The organism is Diaphorobacter aerolatus (genome assembly GCF_014489535.1).
Lineage (GTDB): Bacteria > Pseudomonadota > Gammaproteobacteria > Burkholderiales > Burkholderiaceae_C > Diaphorobacter_A > Diaphorobacter_A aerolatus.
Genome location: NZ_CP060783.1, coordinates 2,493,119 through 2,516,206, shown reverse-complemented (window position 1 = coordinate 2,516,206; position 23,088 = coordinate 2,493,119). Strand labels below are relative to the sequence as shown.

Sequence of the window (23,088 nt, the reverse complement as noted above, 5' to 3'; positions counted from 1 at the left end):
GGTACATCAAAGTGCCGGTAGTCTTTCACTTCTAACCTTCTGAAGCACTAAAACTTATCGCTCGCAGATAGCGATGGTTCTTTCAGAAATTGAATTGAATAACAAGGAGGCGTACCCAATGAGCGCTCTGCGATGGTCCGGGGAACTGGCGCTGAATCTCCCGCTGATGGATGACACGCACCGGGAGTGCATAGAAATTCTCCAGGCCGTGGATGCTGCCGAGGACGTCGAGTTGATTCCCGTCTGGGGCGACTTGCTGATGCACACCGAACATCATTTTGGCCAGGAAGATCGCTGGATGGCGGCGACCCGCTTTGCGTCCGGCAATTGCCACAGCCTGCAGCACAGGGTGGTTCTGCAGGTGATGCGCGCCGGGCTGTTGCGTGCCGAGAAGGGCGAGTTGTTCGTGCTGCGCGAGATGGGTCGCGAACTTGCGATCTGGGTGGTGCAGCACACGCAAATGATGGATTCGGCGCTCGCAACGCATCTGCGCCGCGTGGGCTACAACCCGTTGACCGGCGAGGTCGCTTCGCCCGACGGCCTGCCGGAGCATCTGATCCACGGCTGCGCGGGCGCGTGTTCGTCGGGAGACGAGGCACTGGCCGCGCCTGAAAAGTCGCGCGCCCGTGCCGTGCTCTGAGCCCTCCTATCTGGCCCGATCCCGCGTGAGCAGCATGGCCGCCATCTGCCACGACAACCGCTTGAGCGCCATGCGAAAGGCCGGGGACATGATGCGCCGCCTCGGCGCGTAGGCAGCGGCCAGCACGCGTTGCTTGGCCCGCCTGAGCGATTGGCGGTCCCGCGCGGCGAGTGCGCGGTTCAGGCGGTCCTGATAACGCTGCACACGCTGCACTTCGGCATGGGAGAGCGACGGGCCGCTCGGCTGCCGCACAGACATGGGGTTGGCACCGGACATCGTCATGCTGCGGCTCCGTCAGCGGGCAGGTGGGAGGAAGCCGCGCTGCCGTGGTTGTTGCGCGTGCTCAGCGCATACCAGTTCACCTTGCGGGTCAGCACCATGATCACGCCGAGCACGGCGAACAGTGCAATCGACCCGACGACCAGCGCGGTCTGCTCGAGTTGCAGCAGCACGTACAGCATGCCGTAGAGCAGCGCAATGCCGAGACCGAACGGCAGGCCCATCCTGAAGCCGCCCAGGATATGGCTCGCGTAGTAGCCGAGCAGCAGCACGCACGCGCTCGATGCAATCGCGTACGACAGGCCGAAAGACAGGTGTTCGGACAGACTCACGAGCAGCAGAAAGAAGCTGCACAGCGCCGCACCGACCAGCAGATACTGCACCGGGTGTACGCGCAGTTTCTTCATGAGTTCGAACAGACCCACGGCCACGAAGGTCAGCGCGATGAACAGCACGCCGTACTTGGTGGCGCGGTCGGCCAGGGAATAGGGGTTCACCGGATCGACGAAGGACACGCTGAAGCTGTCCGCGCAACCGGAAGCGGGCTGGGTCGGGATGCTCGCCACATCTTCCACGGCCGCAGCGGTGGTGGTCGCGGCCGCCGTCACCACGGCCCGCACCGCGTCATACGACTGTCCGGAGTGGCTGCCGTAGTCCCCGTCCTGGTCGGCGCCCATGCCGCACACGCGGCGACCCAATCGCACGTCCTGCTGCGCCGTGGTGGCCAGCGACGATACGCGCCAACTGGCCTGAAAACCCGCGTCGCTCACATCCCGCTGCGAAGGAAGAAATCGGCCCGCAAACGAGGGGTGCGGCCAGCTACTCTGCATCTGCACGTCGTTGTTGCCGCCGATCGGAACGATGGACACGTTCTGCGTGCCGACCAGTTCCAGATCGAGCGAGATGTTCAGCGGCTCCTTGTTGCCGCGCATCGAGTCGGGTAGCGAAGCATGCAGGCCGCGCGTGTAGATCGGGTGAAAGGTGCCGGGCTTGAGCGCGATGCTCTTGCCATCGAGCTCCATCTGCGCCGTGCGAATGCCACGCGCATCGCCCACGGCCATCATCAGGATCGGCGCGCCGCATTGCATGCGCGAATCCTTCACCGAGCGCTGGGGTTCGAGCTGCGCGAGGTTCGGCCAGTCTGCCGTCACCTGGGCCTTGAGCGTGTACGCATTCACCTTGTGCAGGCCGCGCGCACGCTCTTCCATGGCCGCGCCGGTGCGCAGCCTGAGGTTTTCGGGCAGCGCGGTGAGCATGAACTCGCGGCGCTGCTCGCGCACGCTGCGGTCCTTGCCCGAGCCGCTGACCACGTCCCAGCTCTCCACGCAGGAACTGTGAATGATCGGGCCGACCAGCGTCTGCGAGCCCGCCAGGCTCTGCACCACGCTGCGTTCGGTCTCGCTGCGGTAGAACTGCCGGTCGCTTACGACACCTTCGATCATCGACAGGCCGAACATCAGCAGCACGATGACGAGCAGCAGCGCCATCAGTTTGGAGAGAAGTGGAAATCGCAAGGTGTGGCTCCAGGAAGGGTGTTTCATGGAGCGCAGTCTTTCCCGGCGCAGTGAGGCGCGAATGAAGTTTGTGAAGCGAAGGTGAAGAGCACCTTTGTGTTGCGCCTTCGCGCGAGGCGCTACCTTCCGAACTGCAATCGGATGCTGAAACCGGGATGCAGGTTGCCGATCTGCCAGTCGCCGCCGTGCAGGTCGAGCACGCGGCGCACGATGGCCAGGCCCAGGCCCGATCCGCTGCGGGCGCCGTCGGGACGTGCCGTGGTGAAGAAGCGCTCGCCAAGGCGTGGCAGCGCAAATTCGGGAACGCCGGGCCCTTCATCGCTGACCGTCACGCTCGCGCCCTGGAGCTCGACGCGCACGGTGCCGCCTTCCGGTGAAAAATCGATGGCGTTGTCGATCAGGTTGCCGATGGCGAGCGTGACGAGATCCGCTTCCCACGGGCCTGCGGCACCTTCGCCCTGTAGTGCGAGCTGCACGCCACGCTGCGAGGCGCGCGCCCTGCATTGCGCAACCGCATGCTCGGCACAGCCGCGCAGCGAAGTCGGCGCGGCGGCTTCGGCGTGCTGGCGCTGCTCGAGCTTGCTGAGTTCCAGAAGCCGGTCGATCAGGCGTTGCAGGCGCACGCTCTGCTCAACCACCTGGGATGCGAACTGCGCGCGGTCCTCGGGCGGGAGATCGTCGTGCAGCAGCTCGCCCGCGCCGCGAATCGCGGCCACCGGGCTCTTGAGCTCATGCGTGAGCGCGCGCACATAGCCCTCGATGTAGTCGCGGCCTTCGAGGCGCTCGCGCATGTGCTCCATGGCGCGCGCGAGATCGCCGAGTTCGCCGGGAACCTCGGGCACGGCGGGTGCCACGCCGAAGCTGTTGCTCGGGGCCTGCACGCTCAGCGCGTAGTCGCGCAGCCGACGCACGTGCCAGACGATCCACAGCGTGATGGCAATGCCGACCAGTGCCGAGAGCGCGAGCAGCAGCACGCCGCCGTTGAGCACCTTGCGCTCGGCGCGCTCGATGAAGCGCTGCACCGTGCGCGTCGGCTTGGCGACCGTGAGTGCGCCGATGATCCTGCCCTGCGAGAGAATCGGCGCGGCCACGTACATCACGCCGCTGGTGTCGTCCTCGGCAATGTCGCGCGATGCGCGCGCGCCGTACTGGCCCCGCAGCGTGAGGGCCACGTCGCGCCAGCGCGAGTAGTCCATGCCCTCGGCGCGGCCCTCGCTGTCAAAGATCACGTGGCCGGTCGCGTCGACCACGTAGATGCGGTAGTCGAGCGACTGCTTGGACAGGCCCCAGATGCTCACATCCACGGGCCGCGTGGCATAGCGCTTGACGCTGCGCGCGAAGGTGCTGTCCTGCGAGCGCAGATGGGCAAGGCTCATGCGGCCGCTCGCCACTTCTTCGCTCGCGAGTTCGGCGAGGATGTTGGCGGTGTCCACCATCATGTCTTCCATGACCTCGCGCACGCTGGGTTTGATTTCGGCGGTGAACACCCGCAGCACGAAGAACGCCGCGATGCCGTTGATCAGAAAGAACGCGAACAGCAGGCGCAGGCCGAGGCGCATGGCGGGTCAGCCTTTGGCAATTTCGAGCGAATAACCCATGCCGCGATGCGTGCTGATGTATTCGCAACTGGCGTCCACGGCGCGCAGCTTGGCACGCAGCGTCTTGATGTGCGTGTCGATGGTGCGATCCGTGCTTTCGCTGTCGTCGCCCCACGCGGCAGTGAGCAGATGATCGCGCGAGTGGATGCGTCCGGCACCGGCAAGCAGCGTGGAGAGCAGCCGGTATTCGCGGCGCGTGAGAGCGAGCGGCTGGCCGTTGAAATGCATGCGCTGGCCCAGCGCATCGTCGCGAAACGGGTTCGCGTCGGCAACGGTGGCCGTGGCAACGGGCGGCGACGTCACCGCGCGGCGCAGCAGGCCCTTCACGCGCGCCGCGAGTTCACGCGGGCTGAAGGGCTTGGCGACATAGTCGTCCGCGCCGAGTTCGAGACCCAGCACCCGGTCGATCTCCTCGCCGTGCGCGCTCAGCACGAGCACCGGCATGGCCGCGTGCTGCGCGTGCTGGCGCAGTTCGCGCAGTAGCTCCAGGCCGTTGCCATCGGGCAGGCCCACGTCGAGAATCAGCGCGTCGAAACGCGTGCCCGCGATCAGCGTTCTGGCATCGCCGAGTAGCAGGCTGTGATTGATGTGCAGGCCCTCGCGCTCGAGCGTGTAGATCACGGTGCGGGCAATCGCGGGATCGTCTTCGACAAGCAGGAGTCGGGCGGGCATGGTTCGGCAACCTTGTGTCAAAGCGGCGGGTAGCGCATGCTCAGGATCGGGAACAGTTTCTGCAGACCCACGGCCATGACCTCGACCGCGAGCGCCGCGAGAATCAGGCCCATCAGCCGCGTCATTACGTTGATGCCGGTCTTGCCGAGCACGCGCGAGATCGGCTCGGCGAGCGAGAAACAGCCCCACACCGCGGCGGCCAGCACCAGCCCGTAGCCGATCAGCACCAGGTGCTGCAAGACGGTGTGCGCCTGATTCGCGTAGATCACCACCGTGGACATGGCGGCTGGCCCGGTGAGCAGCGGAATGGTGAGCGGCACGACCGCGATGCTGTTGCCCATTGCCACCTTTTGCGCACCGGCCTCAAGCGTTTCGCTGTTCGGCTTGTCTTCGGCAGGGCGGGCGTTCAGCATGTTGATCGCGCTGATCAGCAGCAGCATGCCGCCGCCGACCTGAAAACTCTGCAGCGAGATGTTGAAGAGATCAAGCACCTTCAGGCCGAACAGTGCGCAGCCCGAGATCACCAGGAACGTGCTGAGCGCGGCGGTGCGCACAGTCTGCCGCTTTTGCTCGTCGCTGAAGCCCTGCGTGTAATGAATGAAAAAGGGAACGATTGCCAGCGGATTGACGATGGCCAGCAGCGAGATGAGCGGTTTCAGATCCATCAACGGCCCCCGGAGATTTCCAGAAACGACATGGTGGTGAACGGCGACGCGTCCGACATCAGCCAGACGATGCTCTCGGCCACTTCCCCGGCCGTGCCGCCGCGCTGCATCGGTATGCCGGGCGCGAGTTCGCTGACCCGATTGGGGCGTCCTCCGCTGGCGTGGATTTCGGTTTCGATGAAGCCCGGACGCACGGCGTTCACGCGGATGCCTTCGCCCGCGACTTCCTTGGCAAGCCCGATGGTCATCACGTCGATCGCGCCCTTGGCGGCGGCGTAGTCCACGTATTCGTTCGGCGAACCGAGGCGCGACGCGGCGCTCGACACGTTCACGATGCTGCCGCCCGCGCCGCCATGGCGCGTGCTCATGCGGCGCACGGCCTCGCGCGCGCAATAAAAACTGCCAAGCACGTTGATGCTGAACATGCGGCGCAGCCGGTCGCCGGGCATTTGGTCGACGCGCGCTGCCTGATCGACCACGCCCGCGTTGTTGACGAGCGCGGTGATGCGGCCGACTTCATGATCGAGCGTCTCGAACATGGTGACCACATCGGCCTCCACCGAGACGTCGGCCTTGATCGTGATGGCCTTGCCGCCCGTGCTGCGGACCGCGCGCGCCACCTCTTCGGCTGCGTGGGCGTGGCGCACGTAGTTGATTGCCACGGTCCAGCCCTGACTGGCAGCCAGCAATGCCGTCGCCGCGCCTATGCCACGACTGCCACCAGTGATGAGTGCGACCTTGTTCAAAACGTGATCTCCATTTATGCCAATATGCAAGCGCAAGATTGTCGTCAAAACTGTCGATTTGACGCATTCACCGAGCGTGGTTGTGGTTTTCCCGACTCACGCTGCGGCCCTGCACATTGTGGTTGTTTTTTCCCTTACCAGGAGAGCTTGTTCATGAGCGATTTCACCCATCTCACTTCCAGCGACGGCTTCCGTTTTCCCGCCTATGTCGCGCGTCCCGAAGGCACTGCGCGCGGTGCGCTCGTCGTTTTGCAGGAAATCTTCGGCGTGAATTCCCACATCCGCTCGGTGGCCGACCGCTGGGCGGCGCGTGGCTATCTGGTGGTCGCGCCCGCGACGTTCGCGCGCGTGCAAGGCGATGTGGACCTGGGCTATACGCCAGACGACATGAAGGTCGGCGGTGCGCTCAAGGCCGGGGTGGAGGCCTTGCCGGCACCGGGCGTGCAGGCCGACATCCAGGCCGCGATTGACCATGCCGCCAGGGAGTCCGGCGGCACGAAGGTCGGGCTTTTCGGCTTTTGCTGGGGCGGGCTGCTCACATGGCGCGCTGCGGCCCAGTTGAACGGGCTTTCCGCCGCCGTGTCGTACTACGGCGGCGGCATGACCACGCCAGCGGAAATCGCGCGCCAGCCCAAGGTGCCGCTGATGGCCCACTTTGCTGACAGGGACACGCACATCCCGGTCGAAAGCGTGAAGGCGCTCGAGCAGGCGCATCCCGAAATCCAGGTGTTTCTCTATGCGGCCGATCATGGTTTCAACTGCGATCAGCGTGGCTCCTACGACGCGGCTGCGGCTCAACTGGCCGACGAGCGCACGGAGGCCTTCTTTGCCCAACACCTGGCTTGACTGACGGACGCAAGGCGCAGCCGCCCTGGGGGCGGTTGCGGGATCGTGTCAGCTTTGGCCGGTGCGCGCCAGATACCGCTTGCGCCAGAACAGCAGGATCAGGGCCAGCGCGATCAGCAGCATGGCCGAGAGCGCCCACCAGAAGCCTTCCTTCAGATGCACGAACGGCGTGAACTCGAAGTTCATGCCGAAAATGCCGGCAATCAGGTTCAGTGGCAGAAACACGGCGGTCAGCGCCGTGAGCGTGCGCATGATGTCGTTGGTGCGGTTGCTCTGTAGCGAGAAGTGCATCTGCACGGCGGTCTCCGCGCTCTGTTCGAGACGACGCACGTGGTGCACCACGCGCTCGATGTGTTCGAGCACGTCGCGGCTGCGCACCCTGAGCAGTTCGTTCTCGCGGACTCCGCCCGAGGTGTCGGGCGTTGGCCAGCCTTCGAGCGCGTCGATCCAGTCCTGCACGGCGGTGCGCTGGTCCTCGCAGATTTCATCGAGCTGGTGCAGTGCGAGGCGCGATTCGAGCAGCGCCGTCCAGTTGATGCTGCGTGCCTTGGGGCGCAGCAACTCGACCTGCCAGTGGTCGAGCTGGCGCGACAGTTCACGGCGCAGATCGAGATAGCCGTCAACGATGAGATTCACCACCCGCAGCATCACGTCTGCGGGGCTGGTCGGCATGCGGGGAGCGGTGATGGGGCCGGCGCGCAGATCGCGCTGTCTGGTTTCCTGCGGAAGCTTGCTGTTGGGAGCCTCTGCGGCAGGCGGCTGGCCCGGGACACCTCCAGCCACCGGAGTCTTGAGCGCGAGCAGCCGTGCCGCATAGGCTTCGCGCACGGTGCAATCGTCGGGATGCACGGAAAACAGCAACGGGTCAAAGACGACAAAACCCACCGCGCCCGTGCGAATGCGGCGCAGGGTGGGCGTGCCTTTGAATGGCCCGGGCGGCGGCGGTTCGCCATCGGCCGGTGCGGTCGCCGAGTCCGATGATTGCTGGCCGTTGGCCGCCAGACGACGGAACACCAGCAGGTCATATTGAGAGGTGTAGTCGTAGTGCGAGGGCAGTTGTGCATTGAGCAGGTCGGAGACGTGCAGATCGACCAACTGTTGCCCGGTGACCGCCTGCAGCGTCGCCTGCACGTGCTGCAGGTGCTCGTTCAAAAAATTGCGGGTGCAGGCGATCCAGAAAAAGCCCGCATCGGGCGGCGCCGTGGGCAACTCGAACAGTTCGTGTGCGGGGCCGCCCGGGCGCACGTGGAAAACGCGGAAGGCGGACGCGTTAGGTGTTTCAGGCAACGTCGTGTTCTCCGGCGCTTTGTTGATGGAATTTTTTTGATTTTGCACCCGCGTCCGAATCCGCCGCCGCCCCGCACACCGCAGCGGCCGGTCTGCGGCTCAGCGCGCTTTCATCAGTTTCGCGGCGTCGATGGCGAAGTAGGTCAGCACGCCATCGGCACCGGCGCGCTTGAAGGCGAGCAGCGCCTCCATCATCACCTGGTCATGGTCGAGCCAGCCATTGGCGGATGCGGCCTTGATCATGGCGTATTCGCCGCTGACCTGGTAGGCGAAGGTGGGCACGCGGAACTCGTCCTTCACGCGGCGCACGATGTCGAGATAAGGCATGCCGGGCTTGACCATCACCATGTCGGCGCCTTCGGCGAGATCGAGCGCCACTTCGCGCAGCGCCTCGTCGGAATTGCCGGGATCCATCTGGTAGACGTTCTTGTCGGCCTTGCCGAGCGCGCCACGCGTGTTCACCGCGTCGCGGAACGGGCCGTAGAAGGCGCTGGCGTATTTGGCGCTGTAGGCCATGATGCGCGTGTGGATGTGGCCGTTGGCCTCAAGGGCCTCGCGGATCGCGCCGATGCGCCCGTCCATCATGTCGCTCGGCGCGACGACGTCCACGCCCGCCTCGGCATGGGCGAGTGCCTGGCCGACGAGGATCTCGACGGTGTCGTCGTTGACGATGTAGCCGGTCTCGTCGAGCACGCCGTCCTGGCCGTGGCTGGTGTAGGGATCGAGCGCCACGTCGGTGAGCACGCCCAGATCGGGAAATTCCGCCTTGAGCTTGCGCACCACGCGCGGGATCAGGCCGTCGGGGTTCAGCGCTTCCTTGCCGTCCGGCGTCTTGAGTTCCGCCTCGATCGAGGGAAAGAGCGACAGCACCGGAATGCCGAGCTTCACGCATTCCTCGGCCACGGGCAGCAGCAGATCGAGACTCAGGCGATCCACGCCGGGCATCGACGGCACGGCGACGCGCTTGTTCGTGCCTTCGTGCACGAACACCGGATAGATCAGGTCATGCGGCGTGAGCGAGTGCTCGCGCACCAGATTGCGGGTGAACGCATCGCGGCGCAAACGGCGCGGGCGGTGAATGGGAAAGGGAGTGGGATTCGACAGATGCATCCCGAAATTGTGCGCCACATTGAACAAAAGCCGGAAATAAAGACTATTGCGCCGTGAAAAAAGACGTGGCCAAAAAAAATGGCGTCTCCGGTGTTCCGGGACGCCCATGGGAGCCATTGCCGTGCTCCAGAAGCGGCGCATTGGTGCGCCGCCGTGCTGTCGCTTATTTCTTTCCGTCGATGCGGTCCTGCATGCGCTTGGCGCGCGCGTCCGATGGTGGGTGCGAGCTCATCATCGAGTTGCCACCGCTGCCGCCGCTCAGTTTGGAGAGCTTCTGGAAGCCGGTGACCAGGCCTTCGCGCTTCATCTTCTTCTCGGTCAGCAGGTCGAACGAGTAGTCGTCCGCATTCGATTCCTGCGACTGCGAGAACTGCGCGTTGAGGAACTTTTCGCCCAATTCGCCCGCTTGCGAACGCGACAGCGAAGCCAGCGCGCCATTGCCGCTGTTGGCTGCCAAAGAGCGAACGGCGGAAGCGGCATACGCGGTCTGCATGCGCGACTTGCTGTGGCCGAGGGCCACGTGGCCGATTTCGTGGCCGATCACGCCGCGCAGTTCGTCGTCATTCATCAGGTCCATCAGGCCGCTGTAGACGCGGATGCAACCGTTGGCCATCGCCCAGGCGTTCACGTCTTCGGTCAGGTAGACCTTGTACACGGCCTTCTTGCCGTTGATCGTGCCCGGCATCGACGAGACGACCTTGTTCAGGCGCTGCGAGTACTTGCTGCTGGCCGGAGCGATCTTGCTCTGCGCGTCCATGGCCTCGCATGACTCATTGGACAGCGTGACGATGTCCGCGTCGGACAGCGACATCGCCTTCATGGCCGTGGAACCGGTATCCATCAGGCTGCCGACGTTGCCCGACTCCATGGTCTTGCAACCGGTCAGCGCCAGGCCGCTCGCCAGGGCCATCATGGTCAAAAGGCGTGTTTGCTTCTTCATTGGAGTTTCCTCTCTGGTTGATAGACTTGGTTGATCATAGCTATTGGTAACGTGAATTGCGTATCCGTTTGCATTTTTCCGGAAATTTTTTTCACAAATATTGAAAACATTGGCTTTGATGCTCACTAATTTTCGGGAATGGCACGCTTTGGCCGCTGCGTTGCAGTGGGTTTGTGTCCCCGATGTGCTTTTTGCATATGAAAGTATGCAGATGCAAACGCCTGCTGGCTTACACTGAGTCAATGCTCTGGGTAAAAGCCTTCCACATCGTTTTTGTCGTCAGTTGGTTTGCCGGGCTGTTCTATCTGCCACGCATCTTCGTGAACCTCGCCATGGTGACGCCGGGGTCGCTGGCCGAGCGCGAACGCCTGCTGCTCATGGCGCGCAAGTTGCTGCGTTTCACCACGATGCTTGCCGGGCCCGCACTGTTGCTGGGACTGTGGCTGTGGCTCGGTTATGGCATCGGGCGCGGGCAGGGCTGGATGCATGCCAAGCTGGTCGTCGTGCTGCTGGTGATCGGCTATCACCACGCCTGCGCCATGTTGCTGCGCAAGATATCGAGGGGTCAGTCGATGCGCTCGCACGTGTGGTTCCGCTGGTTCAACGAGGTGCCGGTGTTCCTGCTGATGGGCGCCGTGCTGCTGGTGGTGCTCAAGCCCTTTTGACGGAGCAGGCGGACGATCCGGAAATGCACAAGACCTCGGCCTGGCCTCTTGCGCTGATCTATGCGGCGCTGATTGTCTTCGCAAGTCTGTTCCCGTTTGACGGCTGGCGCTCGCAGGGCGTCGATCCTCGGGTTTTTCTTTTCGCCCGGATTCCGCCGCCGTATTGGACCTGGTTCGACGTCAACACCAACGTGGCGGGCTATGCGCCGCTTGGATTCCTGCTGGCACTCGCCCTGCTGCGCACCGGGTGGTCGCGCGCCGCCGTGCCGGTGGCGTTTCTCGCGGGCACGCTGCTGTCGCTCAGCATGGAGTTCATCCAGATCTACCTGCCGCGCCGCGTGCCCTCCAATATGGATCTGGTGCTGAATTCCGCGGGCACCCTGCTGGGCGCTTTGGTCGCCGCATTGCTCGAAAAACTGGGCGCGATTTCGCGCTGGAGCCGCTTTCGCGAGCGCTGGTTTGTGCGGCAGGCGCGCGGCGCGCTGGTGTTGCTGGCGATGTGGCCTTTTGCGCTGCTCTTTCCTGCATCTGTGCCGTTCGGCCTCGGGCAGATGTGGGAGCGGCTCGAGATGGCGCTCACCGAGTGGTTCTCCGACACGCCGTTCATCGACTGGCTGCCGGTGGCCGATGACGTGCTCGAGCCGCTGTCGCCCGGTCGGGAAGTGCTGGCGGTGATGCTGGGCATTCTGATTCCCTGCCTGCTCGGCCACTGCATCATTCGCGGAATGGCGCGGCGCGCGATCTTCACCCTGGTGACGGCGCTCGTGGGTGTGTCGTTCACGGCGCTGACGTTTCTGCTCAGCTACGGCCCGAGCCATGCCTGGGAATGGCAAACCGTTCCCACGCGCGTCGGCATGGGCCTCGGAGTGAGCGCGGCGCTGCTGCTGACGGCCGTGCCGCGACGGGTCTGCGCGGCGCTGCTGCTGCTCGCGCTGATGCTGCACCTGAATCTGCTCAACCAGGCACCGGCGAGCGCCTATTTTGCGCAGACCCTGCAGGCCTGGGAGCAGGGGCGGTTCATCCGTTTCTACGGCGTGGCGCAGTGGCTGGGCTGGATCTGGCCTTACGCTGCACTGGTGTATGTGGTGATGCTCGTGTCGCGGCGCAGTGAGGACCAGGGCCGGTGAACAGGCCCTAGAATCAGGCCATGACCGATAGCACCAAAACACCGGATGCCCCGACCGGCTACTACAAGCGCCACATCTTCTTTTGCCTGAACGACCGGCAAAACGGCGAATCGAGTTGCGCGCACCATGGTGCGCAAGAGGCGTTCGATCACTGCAAGCGTGCCGTCAAGGCCGCAGGCCTGGCCGGCCCGGCAAGGTGCGCGTGAACAAGGCGGGATGCCTGGATCGCTGCGCCGGTGGCCCGATTGCCGTGGTCTACCCCGAGGGCACCTGGTACACCTATGTCGACGGAAGCGACATCGACGAGATCGTCGAATCGCATCTTAAGAACGGCGAGGTGGTCGAACGCCTGCTCACGCCGCCCGAAATCGGCCGCTGATCGCCGGTTTTGCTCATCCCCAATCCTTTCAATTCGCATGTGCTGCACGGTCCCATCGCCCGCGCAGCATCCTGACGGTAGCTTGACGTGAACGCTCAAACCGAACGCCTGACATTGACCGGCCCCGTGGGCTCCATCGAAGCGCAGCGCGACCAGGCGGTCGTGGACGGCAGCGGTGCGCCCAGGGGCATCGCCATCCTCGCCCATCCCCATCCGCTGTTCGGCGGCACCATGGACAACAAGGTCGTGCAGACGCTTGCGCGCGCTTTCGTGCAAGGCGGCTGGACGACGGTGCGCTTCAATTTTCGCGGCGTCGGTGCGACCGAGGGCGTGCACGACAACGGCGCGGGCGAGCTTGACGATCTGCTGGCCGTGATCGATCAGGTCGCGCCGCAGGGGCCGATTGCGCTGTCCGGGTTTTCGTTTGGCGCGTTCGTCACGAGCCATGCCATCGCGAGGCTTGCCGCCGCGCGTGCCATCGAGCAGATCGTCCTGGTCGGAACGGCGGCCAGCCGCTTCACGGTGGCACCGATTCCGGAGGAACTTCACGAGCGCGCGCTGATCGTTCATGGCGAGGCGGACGATACGGTGACGCTGTCCTCGGTCATGGACTGGGCGCGGCCTCAGATACTCCCGGTTACGGTCGTTCCCGGGGCGGTCATTTCTTTCACGGACAATTGCCGCTGCTCAAGGGGCTGGTGGCTAGACACCTGCGTTCCGCCCACGCGTCGTGAGCTGTACCTGCCCTTGTGCTGGCAGGTCGTGCTCCATTTTCGTTTGAACTGTTTTCGATTGCCTGATTCCATGAAGTCTCTTCTGTCCACGATGCGCAACCTCGCGTGCGCTGCCCTGTTGGTTCCCGTGCTGGCGCTGGCCCAGGTTCCCCAACCGCCCGAGATTGCGGCGCGCAACTACATGCTGGTGGATGTGACCTCAGGCCAGGTGCTTGCCTCCAAGGACGTCGATGCGCAGATCGAACCAGCTTCGCTCACCAAGCTGATGACCGCCTACGTGGTGTTCGACGCATTGCGCGCCAAGAAAATCTCGCTTGAGCAGACGCTGCCCGTGAGCGTCAAGGCGTGGAAGATGCCCGGCTCGCGCATGTTCATCGACCCGAAGATGCAGGTGAAGGTCAATGATCTGATCAGCGGCATGATCATCCAGTCGGGCAACGATGCGTCGATGGCGCTGGCCGAAGGCGTGGGCGGCTCGGAAGAGAATTTCGTGCGCCTCATGAACGATCAGGCCAAGGCGCTGGGGCTGACCAACACCAAGTACCTGAATCCGGAAGGGCTGACCGCCACCGGTCACCTGACGACCGCTCGCGATCTGGCCACGCTCGCGCAGCGCCTGATGAAGGACTTCCCGGAGTACATGCACTACTACGCGACCAAGAACTATCGCTATCCGGGCACGCCGGAATCCAACAGCTACAACCGCAATTCCCTGCTGTTCCGCGACCCGACCGTCGATGGCCTGAAGACCGGCCACACCAACGCGGCGGGTTACTGCCTCGTGGCGACCTCCAAGCGCGATTTCCCGAATGTCGGCCAGCGCCGTTTGATCTCCATCGTGCTGGGCACGACCAGCGAGTCGGCCCGTGCCAACGAGTCGCAAAAGCTGCTGAACTGGGGTTACACCGCGTTCGATGCCGTGAAGCTGTTCGACGCCGGTGCTCCGGCGGCCACGCCCGAGGTTTGGAAGGGCACGGCCAACAAGCTCAAGATTGGTCGCCCGGAAGCCATCGTGATCACCGTGCCGTCGGGCAGCGCCGGCAAGGTGACCACGCAGATCGAACGCCAGGATCCGCTGATTGCGCCGTTCACCAAGGGCCAGAACGTCGGTACGCTCAAGGTCATGCTCGGTGACCAGCAGGTGGGCGCGGTACCGCTCGAAGCGCTTGAAGACGTGCCCCAGGCCGGCATCTTCGGTCGCGCATGGGATGCGATCCGCCTGTGGATCAAGTGATGGCCTGCTTGCAAATCGGTAGCTGAGCAGCCAGTCTGGCCGCGCCAGCCATCGCTGAAAGCCCGCCCATGCATCGGCGGGCTTTTTCCATGGAAGGGGCCACGCGCCCCGGCTTTCAGTGGAGATTTGCAACAGCGTTTGCTTGAAAAACCGCAAGCTGATACATTAGAAGGCTTTTCGGAAATTCCGAAGGGATTCACGTTTTCGCTTTTCAGAAGCAAATTCACGTTTAGGGACGTTATTTAATGCCAACCATTAACCAACTCGTGCGTCAGGGCCGCACGGTAGAAGTTGTTAAATCCAAGAGCCCTGCTATGGAAAACTGCCCACAGCGCCGTGGCGTGTGCACCCGTGTGTACACCACGACGCCAAAGAAGCCAAACTCCGCTCTGCGTAAGGTGGCCAAGGTTCGTCTGACCAACGGTTTCGAAGTCATTTCGTACATCGGCGGTGAAGGCCACAACCTGCAAGAGCACAGCGTCGTGCTGGTGCGCGGCGGCCGTGTGAAGGACTTGCCAGGTGTGCGTTACCACATCGTGCGCGGTTCGCTTGACCTGCAAGGCGTCAAGGATCGCAAGCAAGCCCGTTCCAAGTACGGTGCCAAGAAGCCTAAGGCCAAGTAAGCATTTTTGCTTTTTGAGTCCTGGTTTTTGAACGAGTTAGTAGGTGCTGTATCCCGCGTGGCGCGAGATAGAGCGTAGTGACCCGAAGCGCAAATGTTTTGTGTGGGTCGAGTAAGTGAGAGTCCGTTTTGGCTCTCGCGGTGTCTGAAAAGATGCCAACTGAAGCAAAGATAGAGGTGAAAAAATGCCACGTCGTCGCGAAGTCCCCAAACGTGAAATTCTGCCGGATCCAAAGTTCGGCAATGTAGAGCTGTCCAAATTCATGAACGTGATCATGGAAGGCGGCAAGAAGGCGGTTGCCGAGCGCATCATTTACGGTGCTCTCGATCTGATCTCCAAGAAGTCCCCGAGAAGGATCCTCTGGAAGTGTTCGTCACGGCCATCAACAACGTGAAGCCGATGGTCGAAGTGAAGTCGCGCCGCGTGGGCGGTGCGAACTACCAGGTTCCTGTGGAAGTGCGCCCTGTGCGTCGTCTGGCGCTGTCGATGCGCTGGATCAAGGAAGCCGCTCGCAAGCGCGGTGAGAAGTCCATGGCCCAGCGTCTGGCCAACGAGTTGGTCGAGGCGACCGAAGGCCGTGGCGGCGCAATGAAGCGTCGTGACGAAGTGCACCGCATGGCCGAAGCCAACAAGGCGTTCAGCCACTTCCGCTTCTAATTTACTGATCGGAAGTCATCAGGGGTTCATCTCCGGACACGATAAAGGCCGCCAGCGTGTAGTTCATGCTGCGGCCTTGTGTTGATTGAGGCCCCTTGAAGACCGGACGGTCGCTCGCATATGCGAAGGCTGTCCTAAAAAATAGCGATCTAACCCAAGGATTCATCATGGCTCGCAAAACCCCATCGAGCGCTATCGCAATATTGGCATTTCCGCGCACATCGACGCCGGCAAGACCACTACCACCGAGCGTATCCTGTTCTATACCGGCGTGACCCACAAGCTGGGTGAAGTGCACGACGGCGCTGCCACCACCGACTGGATGGAGCAGGAGCAAGAGCGCGGCATCACCATCACTTCCGCTGCAGTGACCTGCTTCTGGAAGGGCATGGACATGTCCTACCCCGAGCACCGCTTCAACATCATCGACACCCCCGGCCACGTGGACTTCACGATCGAAGTGGAGCGTTCCATGCGCGTGCTGGACGGTGCCTGCATGGTGTATTGCGCCGTGGGTGGCGTGCAGCCGCAGTCTGAAACCGTGTGGCGTCAGGCGAACAAGTACAAGGTCCCGCGCCTTGCGTTCGTGAACAAGATGGACCGTACCGGTGCCAACTTCTTCAAGGTCTACGACCAGATGAAGCTGCGCCTGAAGGCCAATCCTGTGCCCGTGGTGATTCCGATTGGTGCCGAAGAAAACTTCACGGGCGTGGTCGACCTGCTCAAGATGAAGGCCATCATCTGGGACGAAGCGTCCCAGGGCATGAAGTTCGAATACCAGGAAATCCCGGCCGAATTGGCTGCGGACGCCAAGAAGTGGCGCGAGAACATGGTGGAAGCTGCGGCCGAAGCCAGCGAAGAGCTGATGAACAAGTACCTGGAAGAGGGTGACCTCTCCGAGGACGAGATCAAGAACGGCCTGCGCACTCGCACCATCAATACCGAAATCCAGCCGATGCTGTGCGGTACTGCGTTCAAGAACAAGGGCGTGCAGCGCATGCTCGACGCCGTGATCGACTATCTGCCTTCGCCGGTGGACATCGATGACGTGACCGGCACCGATCCTGACGACGAAGAGAAGAAGCTCTCGCGCAAGGCCGATGACAGCGAAAAGTTCTCGGCGCTGGCGTTCAAGCTGATGACCGACCCGTTCGTGGGCCAGTTGACTTTCGTGCGCGTCTACTCGGGCGTCCTGACCAAGGGCGACACCGTGTTCAACGCCGTGAAGGGCAAGAAGGAACGCATCGGCCGTATCGTGCAAATGATGGCCAACGAGCGTATCGAAGTCGAAGAAATTCGTGCTGGCGACATCGCTGCCTGCGTGGGCCTGAAGGACGTGACGACCGGCGAAACGCTGTGCGACGTCGATCAGCCAATCGTGCTCGAGCGCATGGTGTTCCCTGAGCCGGTGATTGCACAGGCCGTGGAACCCAAGTCCAAGGCCGACCAGGAAAAGATGGGTATCGCTCTGTCGCGTCTGGCGGCAGAAGATCCATCGTTCCGCGTGCGAACCGACGAAGAATCGGGTCAGACCATCATCGCCGGTATGGGCGAGCTGCACCTGGAAATCATCGTGGACCGCATGAAGCGCGAGTTCAACGTGGAAGCCAACGTGGGCAAGCCCCAGGTCGCCTACCGCGAGACCATCCGCAAGACGGTCACCGACGTGGACGGCAAGTTCGTTCGCCAGTCCGGTGGTAAGGGCCAGTACGGTCACGTGGTGCTGACGCTCGAGCCTCAGGAACCCGGCAAGGGCTTTGAGTTCGTCGACGAGATCAAGGGCGGTGTGGTTCCTCGCGAATACATCCCTGCGGTCGAGAAGGGCGTGATCGAAGCGCTGACGCAAGGCGTGCTCGCTGGCTACCCGGTGGTGGACGTCAAGGTGCGCCTGACATTCGGTTCGTACCACGACGTGGACTCGAACGAAATGGCGTTCAAGATGGCTGCCATCTTCGGTTTCAAGGAAGGTGCCCGCAAGGCCAGCCCGGTGATCCTCGAGCCGATGATGGCCGTGGAAGTGGAAACGCCCGAAGACTACGCCGGTACCGTGATGGGCGACTTGTCGTCGCGTCGCGGCATGGTGCAGGGCATGGAAGACATGGTCGGTGGCGGCAAGGCCATCAAGGCAGAAGTGCCCCTGTCCGAAATGTTCGGCTACGCGACGTCGCTGCGTTCGCAAACGCAGGGCCGCGCTACGTACACGATGGAGTTCAAGCAATACGCCGAAGCTCCTCGCAACGTGGCTGAAGCCATCGTTGCTGCTCGCGCCAAGTAATCTGGCCCGAGTGCAATCCAGGGATGGGTGTTCCGGAGTTCCGGGGCATTCATTCCTGACCATCGCAAAAGATTTTTGCAATCTGCGATCCGGTGCCGTCCTGTTGCTCTGTGCGGGACGATCAAGCAATCGGGGGCAGACGTTAAACCTGAACACAGACACTGCTCTTTTTGGAGAAAGAAATGGCAAAAGAAAAGTTTGAGCGGACCAAGCCGCACGTCAACGTCGGTACCATCGGTCACGTGGACCACGGCAAGACCACGCTGACGGCTGCAATCGCTACCGTTCTGTCGAAGAAGTTTGGCGGCGAAGCCAAGGCTTACGACCAGATCGATGCTGCGCCTGAAGAAAAGGCCCGCGGCATTACCATCAACACCGCTCACGTCGAGTACGAAACGGCCAACCGCCACTACGCACACGTTGACTGCCCCGGCCACGCTGACTATGTGAAGAACATGATCACCGGCGCCGCGCAGATGGACGGCGCGATTCTGGTGTGCTCCGCTGCTGACGGCCCGATGCCCCAGACCCGCGAGCACATCCTGCTGGCCCGTCAGGTGGGCGTGCCCTACATCATCGTGTTCCTGAACAAGTGCGACATGGTGGACGACGAAGAGCTGCTCGAGCTGGTCGAAATGGAAGTTCGCGAACTCCTCGACAAGTACGAATTCCCTGGCGATGACACCCCGATCGTTCGCGGTTCCGCCAAGCTGGCTCTGGAAGGCGATCAGTCCGACAAGGGCGAACCCGCCATCATGAAGCTGGCCGAAGCGCTGGACACCTACATCCCCACGCCCGAGCGCGCTGTGGACGGTGCCTTCCTGATGCCTGTGGAAGACGTGTTCTCGATCTCCGGTCGTGGTACCGTGGTGACGGGCCGTATCGAGCGCGGTATCGTCAAGGTCGGCGAAGAAATCGAAATCGTCGGTATTCGTGACACCCAGAAGACCACGGTCACTGGCGTGGAAATGTTCCGCAAGCTGCTGGACCAGGGCCAGGCTGGCGACAACGTGGGTCTGCTGCTGCGCGGCACGAAGCGCGAAGACGTCGAGCGTGGCCAGGTGCTGTGCAAGCCCGGCTCCATCAAGCCGCACACGCACTTCACCGCTGAGGTGTATGTTCTGTCGAAGGATGAAGGTGGTCGCCACACTCCTTTCTTCAACAACTACCGCCCACAGTTCTATTTCCGCACGACTGACGTGACCGGCTCGATCGAGCTGCCCGCAGACAAGGAAATGGTCATGCCTGGTGACAACGTGTCCATCACCGTGAAGCTGATCGCTCCGATCGCCATGGAAGAAGGTCTGCGTTTCGCCATCCGCGAAGGTGGCCGTACCGTCGGCGCCGGCGTGGTTGCCAAGATCATTGCGTAATTTCTGGAACACACTGGGAATACACAATGTCCAAGCAAAAGATCCGTATCCGCCTGAAGGCGTTCGACTACAAGCTGATCGACCAGTCGGCAGCCGAGATCGTTGACACCGCCAAGCGCACCGGCGCGATCGTCAAGGGCCCCGTGCCCCTGCCGACACGCATGAAGCGTTTCGACATCCTGCGTTCGCCGCACGTCAACAAGACGAGCCGCGATCAGCTCGAAATCCGTACGCACCAGCGTCTGATGGACATCGTCGATCCGACCGACAAGACGGTTGACGCTCTGATGAAGCTCGACCTGCCAGCCGGCGTCGACGTGGAAATCAAGCTGCAATAAGCGTTCAGGTTGTTGCGCAAACGGTACGGCGAAGGTAGAGCGCCGTACCAGCATAACGCGGGCTTGCTTGAAAGAGCAGTCCGCGTTATACTTTTGAGCTTCGCATTTTTGCGTCTTGAAATTGCCGCCGGGCCGGGCGCGCCTTCAGCAGGTGCCCTCGGCGGGTAGTGGATTCGGGACAAATGCGGAGTTTTATTAACCTTCTTTCGCGCACTTGTCGGTGCATGGCACCAAGTGCAAACGTTCTGGCCAATTGAAGTCGGAGCGGCGGAAGTACTGGAGAAAACCAATGAGTCTGAGCAACTCCCTCGGGTTGCTGGGCCGCAAGGTGGGCATGATGCGTCTGTTCACTGATGACGGGGATGCAATTCCTGTCACGGTGGTGGATGTGTCGAACAACCGCGTGACCCAGGTCAAAACCCAAGAGAACGATGGCTATGTGTCGCTGCAAGTGACATTCGGTTCGCGCAAAGCTTCGCGTGTGACCAAGCCTCAAGCCGGCCACCTTGCCAAGGCAGGTGTGGAAGCCGGTGAAGTGACCCGTGAATTCCGCGTGACCTCCGAAACTGCCGGCAAGTACGCCGCAGGTGCCGTTCTGCCCGTGGCAGAGCTGTTCACGGTGGGCCAGAAGGTCGACGTGCAAGGCACTTCGATCGGTAAGGGCTACGCCGGCACGATCAAGCGTCACAACATGTCTTCGCAACGCGCGTCGCACGGTAACAGCCGTTCGCACAACGTTCCCGGCTCCATCGGTATGGCGCAGGATCCAGGCCGCGTGTTCCCAGGCAAGAGGATGACTGGTCACATGGGCGACGAAACCGTCACCACCCAAAATCTCGACGTGATTCGTGTAGACGAAGCACGCCAACTGCTCATGATCAAGGGCGCTGTTCCGGGCTCCAAGGGTGGCTTCGTGACAGTGCGTCCCGCCATCAAGGCAGCCGCTTCCAAAGGAGCGAACTAATGCAGCTCGAACTCCTGAATGAACAAGGCCAGGCCGCATCGAAGATCGATGTGCCGGAAACCGTGTTTGACCGTCAGTACAACGAAGACCTGGTTCACCAGATCGTTGTGGCCTTCCGCGCCAATGGCCGTCAAGGCACTCGCGCCCAGAAGGATCGCGAACAGGTCAAGCACTCGACCAAGAAGCCTTTCAAGCAAAAGGGTACTGGCAACGCACGTGCCGGTATGACTTCCTCGCCTCTGTGGCGTGGGGGTGGTCGTGTATTCCCGAATCTGCCTGAAGAAAACTTCATGCAGAAGATCAACAAGAAGATGTACCGCGCCGGTATGGCTTCGATCCTGTCCCAGCTGGCCCGCGACGGTCGCCTGGCGGTGGTCGAATCCCTCAAGCTCGACACGCCGAAGACCAAGGTGCTGGCCGACAAGTTCAAGGCCATGAACCTGGAATCGGTGATGGTGATTGCCGACGAAGTTGACGAAAACCTGTATCTGGCTTCGCGCAACCTCAAGAACGTGTTCATCGTCGAGCCGCGTTATGCAGATCCAGTGTCGCTGGTGCACTACAAGAAGGTGCTCGTCACCAAGGGTGCCCTCGACAAGCTCAAGGAGATGTTCGCATGAGCCGCGTTAATCCGACTCCCGCACAGCGCACCTTCGAAGAAGGTCGTCTGATGCAAGTGTTGGTCGCTCCCATCGTGTCCGAAAAGGCCACCATGGTTGCTGAAAAGTCCAACGCTGTGACATTCAAGGTGCTGCAGAACGCGACCAAGCCTGAAATCAAGGCTGCCGTTGAACTGATGTTCAAGGTCGAGGTCAAGGGCGTTTCTGTGGTGAACACGAAGGGCAAGACCAAGCGCTTTGGCAAGACCGTGGGCCGTCGCGACAACGTTCGCAAGGCATACGTGCTGCTGAAGGAAGGTCAAGAGCTGAACCTTTCCGGGGAGGCTGCGTAAACCATGGCCGTTATCAAGCTGAAACCAACCACACCGGGCCAACGCGGCACGGTGAAGGTCACACGTGATCACCTGCACAAGGGTGCTCCGTTCGCAGCTCTGCTGGAGCCGCAATTCCAGAAGGCTGGCCGTAACAACAACGGTCACATCACCACCCGTCACAAGGGCGGTGGCCACAAGCACCACTACCGCGTGGTGGACTTCAAGCGCAACAAGGACGGCATCCCCGCCAAGGTTGAGCGCGTTGAATACGATCCGAACCGTACTGCGCACATCGCACTGCTGTGCTACGCAGACGGCGAGCGTCGCTACATCATCGCTCCGCGCAATGTGGAAGTCGGCGCTACGCTGCTGTCCGGTTCGGAAGCCCCGATCCGCGTCGGCAACACCCTGCCGATCCGCAACATTCCCGTGGGTTCGACCATCCACTGCATCGAGCTCAAGCCCGGTGCAGGTGCCCAGATCGCACGTTCCGCAGGTGCTTCGGCAACGCTGCTGGCGCGTGAAGGCACATACGCTCAAGTGCGTATGCGTTCCGGCGAAGTGCGCAAGATTCATATCGAGTGCCGCGCCACGATCGGTGAAGTCGCCAACGAAGAACACAGCCTGCGTCAGCTGGGCAAGGCCGGCGTGAAGCGTTGGATGGGTATCCGTCCGACCGTCCGCGGTACCGCAATGAACCCGATCGACCACCCGCACGGTGGTGGTGAAGGCCGTACCGGTGAAGGCCGTCACGCAGTGGACCCATGGGGTAACCTGACGAAGGGCTACCGTACCCGTAACAACAAGCGCACACAGACCATGATCGTGTCGCGTCGTAAGAAGTAAGGGGTAGCAAATGACACGTTCTCTCAAAAAGGGCCCATTTGTTGACCATCACTTGCTGGCAAAGGTCGAAAAGGCCATCGCCACCAAGGATAAGAAACCAGTCAAGACCTGGTCGCGTCGTTCCATGGTTCTGCCCGATTTCATCGGCCTGACCATTGCCGTGCACAACGGCAAGCAACACGTGCCGGTCTATGTTACCGACCAGATGGTGGGCCACAAGCTGGGCGAATTCGCCCTGACGCGCACCTTCAAGGGTCACCCTGCGGACAAAAAAGTCCAGAAGAAATAAGGAACGACCATGTCTGAAACACGTGCAGTCCTCCGGGGCGTCCGTCTGTCGGTTGACAAGGGTCGCCTGGTTGCGGATCTCATCCGTGGCAAGAAGGTTGACCAGGCTCTGAACACCTTGCAGTTCACGCAGAAAAAAGCTGCTGTGATCATCAAGAAGGTGCTCGAGTCGGCAATCGCCAACGCTGAGCACAACGACGGTGCAGATATTGACGAACTCCGCGTCAAGACCATCTACGTTGAGCAAGGCACCACTCTCAAGCGCTTCACGGCTCGCGCCAAGGGTCGCGGCAACCGCATCAGCAAGCCCACGTGCCATGTGTACGTGACTGTTGGTAACTAAGCCAAAGGGAA

The 23,088-nt window shown here is 62.1% G+C and carries 25 protein-coding genes and 3 pseudogenes; 18 read left to right on the top strand and 10 right to left on the bottom strand.

Annotation, left to right across the window (positions count from 1 at the left end; genetic code table 11):
- Positions 1-118 precede the first annotated feature (118 nt).
- Positions 119-640 (top strand): hemerythrin domain-containing protein, encoded by a 522-nt coding sequence (locus tag H9K75_RS11810; protein WP_187722828.1) that lies wholly within the window; start codon positions 119-121, stop codon positions 638-640.
- Positions 641-646: 6 nt separating this feature from the next.
- On the opposite strand, the gene H9K75_RS11805 is transcribed toward H9K75_RS11810, so the two are convergent.
- The 6 genes from H9K75_RS11805 to H9K75_RS11780 form a co-directional block, all read right to left on the bottom strand.
- Positions 647-922 carry a hypothetical protein gene (locus tag H9K75_RS11805; protein ID WP_226858109.1) on the bottom strand — a complete coding sequence of 92 codons (276 nt, stop codon included), beginning with the start codon at positions 920-922 and terminating at the stop codon, positions 647-649.
- On the bottom strand, positions 919-2,433 hold the full coding sequence (creD, locus tag H9K75_RS11800) for a cell envelope integrity protein CreD (RefSeq protein WP_187722827.1): 1,515 nt from the start codon (positions 2,431-2,433) through the stop codon (positions 919-921). Before creD ends, H9K75_RS11805 begins: the two co-directional genes overlap by 4 nt.
- 119 nt (positions 2,434-2,552) lie before the next feature.
- Positions 2,553-3,992: a two-component system sensor histidine kinase CreC gene (gene creC, locus H9K75_RS11795; RefSeq protein ID WP_187722826.1), complete on the bottom strand. Its 1,440-nt coding sequence runs from the start codon at positions 3,990-3,992 to the stop codon at positions 2,553-2,555.
- Positions 3,993-3,998: 6 nt separating this feature from the next.
- Positions 3,999-4,703, bottom strand: coding sequence for a winged helix-turn-helix domain-containing protein (locus H9K75_RS11790; RefSeq protein ID WP_187722825.1), 705 nt, complete (start codon positions 4,701-4,703; stop codon positions 3,999-4,001).
- Positions 4,704-4,720: 17 nt separating this feature from the next.
- Positions 4,721-5,368 (bottom strand): MarC family protein, encoded by a 648-nt coding sequence (locus tag H9K75_RS11785; RefSeq protein WP_187722824.1) that lies wholly within the window; start codon positions 5,366-5,368, stop codon positions 4,721-4,723.
- Positions 5,368-6,114, bottom strand: a complete 747-nt coding sequence (locus H9K75_RS11780) for an SDR family oxidoreductase (RefSeq protein ID WP_187722823.1) — start codon at positions 6,112-6,114, stop codon at positions 5,368-5,370. Before H9K75_RS11780 ends, H9K75_RS11785 begins: the two co-directional genes overlap by 1 nt.
- A 153-nt stretch (positions 6,115-6,267) precedes the next feature.
- Between H9K75_RS11780 and H9K75_RS11775 the strand changes: the two genes are divergently transcribed.
- Positions 6,268-6,960, top strand: a complete 693-nt coding sequence (locus H9K75_RS11775; protein ID WP_187722822.1) for a dienelactone hydrolase family protein — start codon at positions 6,268-6,270, stop codon at positions 6,958-6,960.
- Between the two features lie 48 nt (positions 6,961-7,008).
- On the opposite strand, the gene H9K75_RS11770 is transcribed toward H9K75_RS11775, so the two are convergent.
- The 3 genes from H9K75_RS11770 to H9K75_RS11760 all read right to left on the bottom strand — a co-directional run bounded on the left by H9K75_RS11770 (position 7,009) and on the right by H9K75_RS11760 (position 10,297).
- A complete protein-coding gene (locus H9K75_RS11770) occupies positions 7,009-8,247 on the bottom strand; it encodes a magnesium transporter CorA family protein (protein WP_187722821.1) in 1,239 nt (412 codons plus the stop codon).
- 99 nt (positions 8,248-8,346) lie between these two features.
- Complete coding sequence (gene hemB, locus H9K75_RS11765; RefSeq protein ID WP_187722820.1) at positions 8,347-9,357, bottom strand: porphobilinogen synthase; 1,011 nt, start codon at positions 9,355-9,357, stop codon at positions 8,347-8,349.
- A 163-nt stretch (positions 9,358-9,520) separates the two neighbouring features.
- On the bottom strand, positions 9,521-10,297 hold the full coding sequence (locus tag H9K75_RS11760) for a M48 family metallopeptidase (RefSeq protein WP_187722819.1): 777 nt from the start codon (positions 10,295-10,297) through the stop codon (positions 9,521-9,523).
- A 242-nt stretch (positions 10,298-10,539) separates the two neighbouring features.
- Here H9K75_RS11760 and H9K75_RS11755 point away from each other — a divergent pair, with 242 nt between their 5' ends.
- The 7 genes and pseudogenes from H9K75_RS11755 to rpsG all read left to right on the top strand — a co-directional run bounded on the left by H9K75_RS11755 (position 10,540) and on the right by rpsG (position 15,716).
- On the top strand, positions 10,540-10,962 hold the full coding sequence (locus tag H9K75_RS11755; RefSeq protein WP_187722818.1) for a CopD family protein: 423 nt from the start codon (positions 10,540-10,542) through the stop codon (positions 10,960-10,962).
- A gap of 23 nt (positions 10,963-10,985) precedes the next feature.
- On the top strand, positions 10,986-12,089 hold the full coding sequence (locus H9K75_RS11750; RefSeq protein ID WP_187722817.1) for a VanZ family protein: 1,104 nt from the start codon (positions 10,986-10,988) through the stop codon (positions 12,087-12,089).
- Between the two features lie 20 nt (positions 12,090-12,109).
- Positions 12,110-12,468: pseudogene (locus H9K75_RS11745) on the top strand ((2Fe-2S) ferredoxin domain-containing protein).
- Positions 12,469-12,555: 87 nt separating this feature from the next.
- Positions 12,556-13,202: pseudogene (locus H9K75_RS11740) on the top strand (alpha/beta hydrolase).
- A gap of 70 nt (positions 13,203-13,272) precedes the next feature.
- Complete coding sequence (locus tag H9K75_RS11735) at positions 13,273-14,436, top strand: D-alanyl-D-alanine carboxypeptidase family protein (protein WP_187722816.1); 1,164 nt, start codon at positions 13,273-13,275, stop codon at positions 14,434-14,436.
- Between the two features lie 245 nt (positions 14,437-14,681).
- On the top strand, positions 14,682-15,059 hold the full coding sequence (gene rpsL, locus H9K75_RS11730) for a 30S ribosomal protein S12 (RefSeq protein ID WP_003059441.1): 378 nt from the start codon (positions 14,682-14,684) through the stop codon (positions 15,057-15,059).
- A gap of 184 nt (positions 15,060-15,243) precedes the next feature.
- Positions 15,244-15,716: pseudogene (rpsG, locus tag H9K75_RS11725) on the top strand (30S ribosomal protein S7).
- 1 nt (position 15,717) lies between these two features.
- On the opposite strand, the gene H9K75_RS23900 reads toward rpsG, so the two are convergent.
- A complete protein-coding gene (locus H9K75_RS23900) occupies positions 15,718-16,014 on the bottom strand; it encodes a hypothetical protein (protein WP_226858108.1) in 297 nt (98 codons plus the stop codon).
- On the opposite strand from H9K75_RS23900, the gene fusA reads away from it, so the two are divergent.
- From fusA to rplV, 9 genes are all read left to right on the top strand, one after another.
- Positions 15,901-17,991, top strand: coding sequence for an elongation factor G (fusA, locus tag H9K75_RS11720; protein ID WP_226858721.1), 2,091 nt, complete (start codon positions 15,901-15,903; stop codon positions 17,989-17,991). The genes H9K75_RS23900 and fusA overlap by 114 nt on opposite strands.
- 182 nt (positions 17,992-18,173) lie before the next feature.
- Positions 18,174-19,364 (top strand): elongation factor Tu, encoded by a 1,191-nt coding sequence (tuf, locus tag H9K75_RS11715; RefSeq protein WP_187722815.1) that lies wholly within the window; start codon positions 18,174-18,176, stop codon positions 19,362-19,364.
- 26 nt (positions 19,365-19,390) lie between these two features.
- On the top strand, positions 19,391-19,702 hold the full coding sequence (gene rpsJ / locus H9K75_RS11710; RefSeq protein ID WP_005796953.1) for a 30S ribosomal protein S10: 312 nt from the start codon (positions 19,391-19,393) through the stop codon (positions 19,700-19,702).
- A gap of 289 nt (positions 19,703-19,991) precedes the next feature.
- The gene (gene rplC / locus H9K75_RS11705; RefSeq protein WP_187722814.1) at positions 19,992-20,666 is read left to right on the top strand and encodes a 50S ribosomal protein L3; all 675 of its coding nucleotides are present in this window, start codon (positions 19,992-19,994) and stop codon (positions 20,664-20,666) included.
- On the top strand, positions 20,666-21,286 hold the full coding sequence (gene rplD / locus H9K75_RS11700) for a 50S ribosomal protein L4 (protein WP_187722813.1): 621 nt from the start codon (positions 20,666-20,668) through the stop codon (positions 21,284-21,286). Before rplC ends, rplD begins: the two co-directional genes overlap by 1 nt.
- Positions 21,283-21,618, top strand: a complete 336-nt coding sequence (gene rplW, locus H9K75_RS11695) for a 50S ribosomal protein L23 (protein WP_187722812.1) — start codon at positions 21,283-21,285, stop codon at positions 21,616-21,618. The genes rplD and rplW overlap by 4 nt, the downstream gene beginning before the upstream one ends.
- A 3-nt stretch (positions 21,619-21,621) precedes the next feature.
- On the top strand, positions 21,622-22,446 hold the full coding sequence (gene rplB / locus H9K75_RS11690) for a 50S ribosomal protein L2 (RefSeq protein ID WP_187722811.1): 825 nt from the start codon (positions 21,622-21,624) through the stop codon (positions 22,444-22,446).
- A gap of 10 nt (positions 22,447-22,456) precedes the next feature.
- Entirely contained in the window at positions 22,457-22,735 is a 279-nt protein-coding gene (rpsS, locus tag H9K75_RS11685; protein WP_047349368.1) for a 30S ribosomal protein S19, read from the top strand.
- 9 nt (positions 22,736-22,744) lie between these two features.
- Positions 22,745-23,077 carry a 50S ribosomal protein L22 gene (rplV, locus tag H9K75_RS11680; RefSeq protein ID WP_123295387.1) on the top strand — a complete coding sequence of 111 codons (333 nt, stop codon included), beginning with the start codon at positions 22,745-22,747 and terminating at the stop codon, positions 23,075-23,077.
- Positions 23,078-23,088: the final 11 nt, after the last annotated feature.